Genomic DNA, 7,992 nt, shown 5'->3' on the forward strand with positions numbered 1-7,992 from the left:
CCTCGACGAAGCCGTCGGCGAGTGAGATGTCGCCGTGCGTGCAGGTGTCGCCGATCGCGTGCACGACGCCGTTCGAGTCGAGCACGACGGCGATCGCGACGCCGCCGATCTCGACGCGGATCGCGCTGTCGGGCTCGAGCGCACTGAGCGCGGCCACGCGGGTCGCGGTCATCGGGCGTCCTCCCCCGCGAGCTCCGCCTCGATGGCGGCGGTCAGCTGCTCCTCGAGGTCGGGCACGCCGATCTTCTGCACGATCTCCGCGAGGAAGCCGATCACGACGAGGCGTCGGGCCTCGGCCTCGGGGATGCCGCGGGCCTGCAGGTAGAACAGCTGCTCCTCGTCGAAGCGGCCGGTCGCGCTCGCGTGACCGGCGCCGACGATGTCGCCCGTCTCGATCTCGAGGTTCGGGATGGAGTCGGCGCGCGCACCGGAGGTGAGCACCAGGTTGCGGTTCGCCTCGTACGAGTCGGTGCCGACCGCATCCGGCCCGATGAGCACGTCGCCCACCCACACGGTGCGCGCCGTCTCGCCCTGCAGGGCGGCCTTGTACAGCACGTCGCCCGAGGTGTGCCCGCCCTTGTGGTGCAGGTAGACCTGGCTCTCGAGGTGCTGGCCGGCGTCGGCGAACGCGAGACCGTAGAGCTCTCCGACCGCGCCGGCGCCGGCGAGCTCGACGCTCGGGTTCACCCGCACGACGCCGCCGCCGAAGCTGACGACGATGTGACGCAGGTGCGCGTCGCGGTCGACCCGGGCCTGATGGGATGCCGCGTGCACCGCGTCATCCGCCCACCGGTGGAGCGCGACGACGGTGAGGTCCGCGCCGTCGCGCACGACGATCTCGACGTTCTCGGCGAACTCCGCCGTACCCGTGTGGTCGAGGAGCACGGTCGCACGCGAGTGCGGACGCGCCTCGATCACGACGTGCGCGGTCGCCCGCCCGCCGGTGCCGGCGACGTCGACGCGGATGGGCACCTCGTGCTCCCCGTCGACGACGACCGAGACGGCCTCGGGGCTCTGCGCCCACGCGATCGCGGACGGCAGGTCCTCGGGCCGGAACACGGCGCCCCGAGCGGATGCCGCGGCATCCGTGGTCGGCGTCACGGTCACCGTGACCCCGTCGGTCTGCGGGTCTGCCGCGTCGAACAGACGGGCCAGACGCGCGACGGGGGTGTGCTTCCAGTTCACCTCGCGGCCGGTCGGACGCTCGAAAGCCTCGGGATCGAACGAACGGAATCGCTCCGAACGTGTCTGCACCGGCACGGTCGCGGCGGTCACCACGGCGGCGGCAGGGTCGATGTGGCCCTTCTCGTCGTGCGAGGGGGCCTCGGTCGCTGTCGTCATCAGCCGACGGATCCTTCCATGCCCATCTCGATGAGCTTGTTGAGTTCGAGTGCGTACTCCATCGGCAGCTCCCGTGCGATCGGCTCGATGAAGCCGCGCACGATCATCGCCATCGCCTCGTCCTCGGGAAGGCCGCGGCTCATGAGGTAGAAGAGCTGCTCCTCGCTGACCTTCGACACCGTGGCCTCGTGCCCGAGCTGCACGTCGTCGACCCGGATGTCGATCGCCGGATACGTGTCGGAGCGGGAGATGGTGTCGACCAGCAGCGCGTCGCAGCGCACGGTGTTGGCGCTGTGGTGCGCGTTCGGGTCGACTCGCACCTCGCCGCGGTAGCCCGCGCGACCGCCGCCCCGGGCGATCGACTTCGAGACGATCGAGGACTGCGTGTACGGCGCCATGTGGATCATCTTCGCGCCGGCGTCCTGGTGCTGACCGGGACCGGCGAAGGCGACCGAGAGGGTCTCACCCTTGGCGTGCTCGCCCATGAGGTAGATCGACGGGTACTTCATCGTCACCTTGGAGCCGATGTTGCCGTCGACCCATTCCATCGTCGCGCCCTCGTGGGCGATCGCACGCTTGGTGACGAGGTTGTACACGTTCGTCGACCAGTTCTGGATCGTCGTGTAGCGCACCCGGGCGTTCTTCTTGACGATGATCTCGACCACGGCCGAGTGCAGCGAGTCGCTCTGGTAGATCGGCGCCGTGCAGCCCTCGATGTAGTGCACGTACGAGTCTTCGTCGGCGATGATCAGGGTGCGCTCGAACTGACCCATGTTCTCGGTGTTGATGCGGAAGTAGGCCTGCAGGGGGATCTCCACGTGCACGCCCTTCGGCACGTACACGAACGAGCCACCCGACCACACCGCGGTGTTCAGCGCCGCGAACTTGTTGTCGCCCGCGGGGATCACGGTGCCGAAGTACTCCTCGAAGAACTCCGGGTGCTCCTTCAGCGCGGTGTCGGTGTCCATGAAGATGACGCCCTGACGCTCCAGATCCTCCTGGATCTGGTGGTAGACGACCTCCGACTCGTACTGCGCGGCGACGCCGGCGACGAGCCGCGAGCGCTCCGCCTCCGGGATGCCGAGGCGCTCGTACGTGTTGCGGATGTCCTCGGGGAGGTCCTCCCACGACTGCGCCTGCTTCTCGGTCGAGCGCACGAAGTACTTGATGTTGTCGAAGTCGATCGCACTGAGGTCGGCGCCCCACGTCGGCATGGGCTTGCGGTCGAAGAGCGACAGGCCCTTCAGACGCGTCTTCAGCATCCACTCCGGCTCGGCCTTCAGGGCGGAGATGTCGCGCACGACGGCCTCGCTGAGACCTCGTTTCGCGCTCGCACCCGCGGCATCCGCGTCGTGCCAGCCGAACTCGTAGACACCGATGCCCTCGAGTTCGGGGCGGTCGATCAGCACATCCGACATGTCGTCACTCTCCTCCTGGGGCTCAGCGCTGTCATGCGCTCCGGCATTCCTTCGCCCCGTTCGGAGTGACGGGAGGATGCCGCTTCCGGGCCCGGTCAGCAGGCACAATCTGCGCGCCTACACTGTCTGTGATGCGGAACGCGCATGCGTCGCATCCCACATCCGATCCTACAGGTTCCGCCCACCCCGAGGGTGGCGCGCACCGCGCCGTCGCGCCGCTGACGGCCTCCGTGGAGGCATCCGCCCATGTCCGCAGACCCCGCCGTCGCGCGCCGTCGCTCACTGCTGTCCTATCTGCCCGAGCGACCCGGCCGCAGCATGATCGTCGCCGCCTGGGCGACGCTGGTCGTGCAGATCGCGATCGTGGGCACGGGCGGCCTCGTGCGGCTGACCGGTTCGGGTCTCGGATGCCCCACCTGGCCCAAGTGCACGGCGGACTCGCTCGTGGCGACCCCCGAGATGGGGATCCACGGCCTGATCGAGTTCGGCAACCGCAGCCTCACCTTCGTGCTGGCGATCATCGCGATCGTGACGTTCGTGCTGACCCTGCGCTACCGGAAGCAGCGCCGCGACCTCTTCTGGCTGTCGCTGCTCGTCGGCATGTACATCCCGCTGCAGGCGGTGCTCGGCGGCATCACCGTGCTCTCCCAGTTGAACCCCTACGTCGTGGGCCTCCACTTCTTCGCGTCGGTGCCGCTCGTCGCCCTGTCGGCGGCGCTCGTCGTGCGCGTCTACGCCGTGCCGGGGCCCCGCGTGCGCGCGGTGCCGACCTGGTACGCGGCGGTCGCACACGTGACGAGCGGTTTCGTGCTGTTGACGGTGATCGTCGGCATCCTCGTCACCGGATCGGGCCCGCATGCCGGCGATGAGCATGCGATCCGCAACGGCCTCGACTCCGAGGTGCTGCAGCACATCCACGCGATACCGGCCTACGTCACATTCGCGTTGACCGTGGCGCTGGTCGCGAGCTCCTTCCGCACCGAGCCCGCTCTTCGCCTGCGCTTGTGGACGTCGCTGCTGCTGGCCGTCGAGCTCGTGCAGATCGCGGTCGGTCTCATCCAGGCGAACACCGGGCTCCCCATCGCGCTCGTGAACGTGCACATGGTGCTCGCGGTGACCCTCGTGGCGGCGATGACGGCCGTCGTGCTCAACCTGAAGCGCACGGTGGTCGCCGCTTCTTAGGGAATCCATAGCCGCAGAGTTTGCGGTCTCCGCGCCAGGCGACAAGGCTGGGAAGGCGGCTCGGCCACCCCGGCCGACCGGAAGGAGATCCCACCGATGACCCCCCGCCCGCGCCTCACCCGCAGCATCGCCTACTGGGTGCTGACGCTCGGTTCCATCCTCAGCATCGGCTTCGGCGTCTGGCTCGTGATCGACAAGATCACCGTCATGACCACGACGCTCGGCAACCAGACCGCGACCGGGATCGAGGTGTACGCGGGCCAGTCGTGGGTCCTCCTCGGCGCGGCGTTCATCGTCGCCGGCCTCGTGGGCCTCGTCGCGGTGCTTGCGCTCGCCGCAGCCGCCCGCGTGTTCGCCGCCCCCATCGTCCCCGTGGCCGCGCCGGTCTGGCCGGAAGGCGTGACCGACCCGATCAGCGCCGAGCCGGCCCTGGCCGAGCCCACCGAGCCCGTCGCCGACGAGCTGCCCGTCGCGCCCGCCGCGCCGGAGACGACCGACAGCAAGTGAGCTAGAGCCCCGCAGCCGCCTCGTCGACACGGATCGCGAGGCGCTCGAGGGCGTCGAGAGCATCGACCAGTCGTTCGCGGTCGCGCTCGCCGAGCTTGGAGAGGGCCTCCCCCACACGGGAGGCCCTCTCTGCGCGTGCGCGCAGCAAGGTCGCGACGCCGAGATCGGTCGGGATCACGACCGTCGCGCGGCGATCGTCAGGATCGTCATGACGGGCGATCAGTCCGCGCTGCTCCAAGTCGGCGAGGATCCTCGTCATGCTCGGCGCGGTCACCACCTCGATGCGCGCGAGGTCGGATGCGCGCGTCTCCCCCAGCCTCACGATGCTCGACAGCGTCGACGTCAGCCCGTAGGAAAGCCCGTCGGCGTTCGCTCGGATGCGCCGGTTGATCCGCCCCACGACCACGGACAGACGCTCGGCGTCGCCGGGATGAACGCCGCCGCCGGTCACGACGCGCTGCTCACGACCGGCACGGGCGCAGTGGCGGCGTGTACATAGTGGCGACCGCGCACGAGGGAGGCGATCGCTCCGATCAACGACATGATGGCGGCGGCGAGGAACACGATGACCAGTCCATCATGGAAGGGCTCCGAGATGAGCTGCGGGAAGAACTGGTTGCCGGTGAGAGCCGCGACATCCGATGCCGGCAGGTGGTCGAGCACACCGGTCGGGCCGAGCAGCGTCTGGATCGGGTTGTAGCCGAGGAACGCCGCGAAGACGCTGCCGACGGGCGGCAGCTGCGCGATCTGCGCGGCGGCGTCGGCCGGCACGCCGTGGGCGGTCAGACCCGACTTCATCGCGTCCGGGAGGCTCGTCGCGAGGCCCGCGATCAGCAGCGAGAAGAAGAGCCCGATCGACAGCGAGGTTCCGGCGTTGAGCACGGTGCCGGCCATGCCCGATGCGGCTCCACGCTCGCTCGCCGGCACGCTGTTCATGATCGCGCTGCGGTTGGGCGCGCCGAACATGCCGGATCCGAGACCGGACAGTCCGGTGATGATCGCGAACTGCCAGTACTCGAAGTTCACCGGGATGAGCAGCAGCAGCACGAAGGTCACGGAGACGATCAGGAGGCCCACGGTCGCGAACAGGCGCGCGCCGAAGCGGTCGGAGAGCGTGCCCGAGATCGGTCCCGCGATGAGGAAGCCGATCGTGATCGGGAGCATGTAGATGCCCGCCCACAGCGGGGTGTCCGCGTAGGCGTAGCCGTGCAGGGGCAGCCAGATGCCCTGCAGCCAGATGATCAGCATGAACTGCAGGCCGCCGCGTCCGATCGCGGCGAGGAGGCCCGCGAGGTTCGCCATGGCGAAGGCACGGATGCGGAACAGGCGCATGTCGAACATCGGAGCCGACGAGCGCAGTTCGATGAAAACGAACGCCACGAGCAGCAGGATGCCGCCGACGATGCCTCCGAGCACCCAGGGGTTCGTCCATCCTGTCGTGCTGTCGCCGTAGGGCTGGATGCCGTAGGTGATCGCGGTGAGGAGCGCCGAGAGACCGAGGGCGAAGGTGATGTTGCCGGGCCAGTCGAGCTTGCCGGGGTTGCGCGCGCCGACCTCCTTGAGCGACACGTACGACCAGATCGTGCCGATGATGCCGATCGGCACGCTCACGAGGAACACGGCCCGCCAGTCGATGACGGCCAGGAGGCCGCCGATGATGAGACCGATGAAGCTGCCGGCGATCGCCGCGACCTGATTCACACCGAGCGCCATGCCTCGACGGTGCGCCGGGAAGGCGTCGGTGAGGATCGCGGTGGAGTTGGCGAAGAGCATCGCCCCGCCGACGCCCTGCACGAGCCGCCAGAGGATCAGCCAGGTGGCTCCCGGGCCGCCCGAGAACGGGTCGAGCGAGAGGGCGATGGATGCCACGGAGAACACGACGAAGCCGAGGTTGTAGATGCGCACGCGGCCGTACATGTCGCCGAGGCGACCGAAGGTCACCACGAGCACGGCGCTGACGAGCATGTAGCCCATCAGCATCCAGAGCAGGTAGCTGACGTTGCCGGCCTCGAGCGGGTTGAGACCGATCCCCTCGAAGATCGCCGGCAGCGAGATGATGACGATCGAGGCGTTGATCGTGGCCATCAGCATGCCGAGCGTGGTGTTGCTCAGCGCGAGCCACTTGTAGTGCGGGTGCTCTCTGTCGAACAGGCTGGTCTTGACGGGACGGTTCCGGGGGTCGGTCACGGGGCTCCTCGCTCGGGCGATGCGCAATTTAGTTACTTGATATGAACTAAATATACGCCTGCGAAAGAGCCCGCTCTCCGCAGAGAGGGACGACCGCCGGTCAGAACGGCAGCAGCGGGTCGATCGCGATCGCGACGAACAGCAGCGTCAGGTAGGTGATCGACGCGTGGAAGACGCGCATCGGGCGCGGCTCGGTGCCGCGCACCGCGCGGCCGTAGAGGCGGTGCGACTCGTAGATGAACCAGCCGCCGAACACGAGCGCCGATGTCGTGTAGACGAGTCCCATGTTCGCCACGGGGATGAGCAACAGGGATGTCGCCACCGTCGCCCACGCGTAGAGGATCACCTGGAGCCCCACCTGGGAACCCGAACGGGTGACACCGAGCATCGGCACATCCACGTCGTCGTACTGGTCCTTGTACTTCATGGACAGCGGCCAGTAGTGCGGCGGCGTCCAGAGGAAGACGAGCACGAACAGGATCAACGGCGCCCACGAGAGCGAGCCGGTCACGGACGACCAGCCGATCAGCACAGGGAAGCAGCCGGCGATGCCGCCCCACACGATGTTCTGCTCGGTACGGCGCTTGAGCAGGATCGTGTAGATCACCACGTAGAAGAAGATCGCTCCCGCGGAGAGCCCCGCCGCGAGCAGGTTCGTCGTGAGCGCGAGCCAGAGCGTCGAGACCGCGGCCAGCGTCCAGGCGAAGATGAGGGCGCCGCGCTCGGAGACCTCTCCGGTCACCAGCGGCCGGTTCTCGGTGCGCTGCATGTGCGCGTCGATGTCGCGGTCGAGGTACATGTTGAAGGCCGCCGCCGACCCCGCGCTCAGCGATCCGCCGATGACCGTCGCGAGCACGAGCCAGAGATCGGGGATGCCGCCCTGCGCGAGGATCATGACAGGGACCGTGGTGACCAGCAGCAGCTCGAGCACGCGCGGCTTGGTGAGCGCGACATATGCCCGGATGGTGCGACGCAGCGACGGGCTGTCGAGACGCGCGTCGCGCCCCGTGGTCGTGCTGATGTCCATCGTCCCCGCTATCACCGGAAATTCCTCGTCGATTCTACGTCATGCCTCCTGTCCGTCCGCCCGGACGCCGTTGCCTCCCCGGCGCGGCCCGTCACAGTCGAGCCCCGGCATGTGCGCGTGACTATGCTGAAATCACATGCGTCCGCCCAGGCGCGATCTCCCTTGTTCCGCTCCGCGGACGACCCGAGATCAGCACCGAGCGATGCACCCTCACACATGCGGAAAGGCGGTCCGGTGTCGGATTTGCAGTGGGACGAAATCGATTCTCGTGCGGTGGATGCGGCGCGGGTGTTGGCGGCGGATGCGGTGGAGAGGGTCGGGAACGGTCAT

At 68.4% G+C, this 7,992-nt stretch carries 8 protein-coding genes; 2 read left to right on the forward strand and 6 right to left on the reverse strand.

Features of this window, described 5'->3' with window-relative positions; all coding sequences use genetic code 11:
* The 3 genes from ASG00_RS18005 to sufB all read right to left on the reverse strand — a co-directional run.
* On the reverse strand, nucleotides 1-172 hold a 172-nt coding region (locus tag ASG00_RS18005), incomplete at its 3' end, for a Rieske 2Fe-2S domain-containing protein (RefSeq protein ID WP_235559479.1).
* Nucleotides 169-1,341, reverse strand: coding sequence for a Fe-S cluster assembly protein SufD (gene sufD / locus ASG00_RS10085; protein WP_056209160.1), 1,173 nt, complete (start codon nucleotides 1,339-1,341; stop codon nucleotides 169-171). The genes sufD and ASG00_RS18005, both read right to left, overlap by 4 nt.
* Entirely contained in the window at nucleotides 1,341-2,759 is a 1,419-nt protein-coding gene (sufB, locus tag ASG00_RS10090; RefSeq protein ID WP_056209163.1) for a Fe-S cluster assembly protein SufB, read from the reverse strand. The genes sufD and sufB overlap by 1 nt, the downstream gene beginning before the upstream one ends.
* A 246-nt stretch (nucleotides 2,760-3,005) precedes the next feature.
* Between sufB and ASG00_RS10095 the strand changes: the two genes are divergently transcribed.
* On the forward strand, nucleotides 3,006-3,941 hold the full coding sequence (locus tag ASG00_RS10095; protein WP_056209165.1) for a COX15/CtaA family protein: 936 nt from the start codon (nucleotides 3,006-3,008) through the stop codon (nucleotides 3,939-3,941).
* A gap of 96 nt (nucleotides 3,942-4,037) precedes the next feature.
* Entirely contained in the window at nucleotides 4,038-4,448 is a 411-nt protein-coding gene (locus ASG00_RS10100) for a hypothetical protein (RefSeq protein WP_045245971.1), read from the forward strand.
* Between the two features lies 1 nt (nucleotide 4,449).
* Here the strand turns inward: ASG00_RS10100 and ASG00_RS10105 are convergent, their stop codons facing one another.
* The 3 genes from ASG00_RS10105 to ASG00_RS10115 all read right to left on the reverse strand — a co-directional run bounded on the left by ASG00_RS10105 (nucleotide 4,450) and on the right by ASG00_RS10115 (nucleotide 7,662).
* Nucleotides 4,450-4,899: a MarR family winged helix-turn-helix transcriptional regulator gene (locus ASG00_RS10105; RefSeq protein WP_056209168.1), complete on the reverse strand. Its 450-nt coding sequence runs from the start codon at nucleotides 4,897-4,899 to the stop codon at nucleotides 4,450-4,452.
* Nucleotides 4,896-6,635, reverse strand: coding sequence for an MFS transporter (locus ASG00_RS10110; protein ID WP_045245968.1), 1,740 nt, complete (start codon nucleotides 6,633-6,635; stop codon nucleotides 4,896-4,898). The genes ASG00_RS10105 and ASG00_RS10110 overlap by 4 nt, the downstream gene beginning before the upstream one ends.
* A 100-nt stretch (nucleotides 6,636-6,735) precedes the next feature.
* On the reverse strand, nucleotides 6,736-7,662 hold the full coding sequence (locus tag ASG00_RS10115; protein ID WP_056209171.1) for a heme o synthase: 927 nt from the start codon (nucleotides 7,660-7,662) through the stop codon (nucleotides 6,736-6,738).
* Nucleotides 7,663-7,992 lie beyond the last annotated feature (330 nt).

Source organism: Microbacterium sp. Leaf351 (assembly GCF_001423825.1).
Lineage (GTDB): Bacteria > Actinomycetota > Actinomycetes > Actinomycetales > Microbacteriaceae > Microbacterium > Microbacterium ginsengisoli.

What these genes read in the sequence shown, in the direction of transcription:
- ASG00_RS10095 (WP_056209165.1), top strand. Translation starts at nt 3,006, where the DNA reads ATGTCCGCAGACCCCGCCGTCGCGCGCCGTCGCTCACTGCTGTCCTAT.
- sufB (WP_056209163.1), bottom strand. Translation starts at nt 2,759, where the DNA reads ATGTCGGATGTGCTGATCGACCGCCCCGAACTCGAGGGCATCGGTGTC.
- ASG00_RS10115 (WP_056209171.1), bottom strand. Translation starts at nt 7,662, where the DNA reads ATGGACATCAGCACGACCACGGGGCGCGACGCGCGTCTCGACAGCCCG.
- ASG00_RS10100 (WP_045245971.1), top strand. Translation starts at nt 4,038, where the DNA reads ATGACCCCCCGCCCGCGCCTCACCCGCAGCATCGCCTACTGGGTGCTG.
- sufD (WP_056209160.1), bottom strand. Translation starts at nt 1,341, where the DNA reads ATGACGACAGCGACCGAGGCCCCCTCGCACGACGAGAAGGGCCACATC.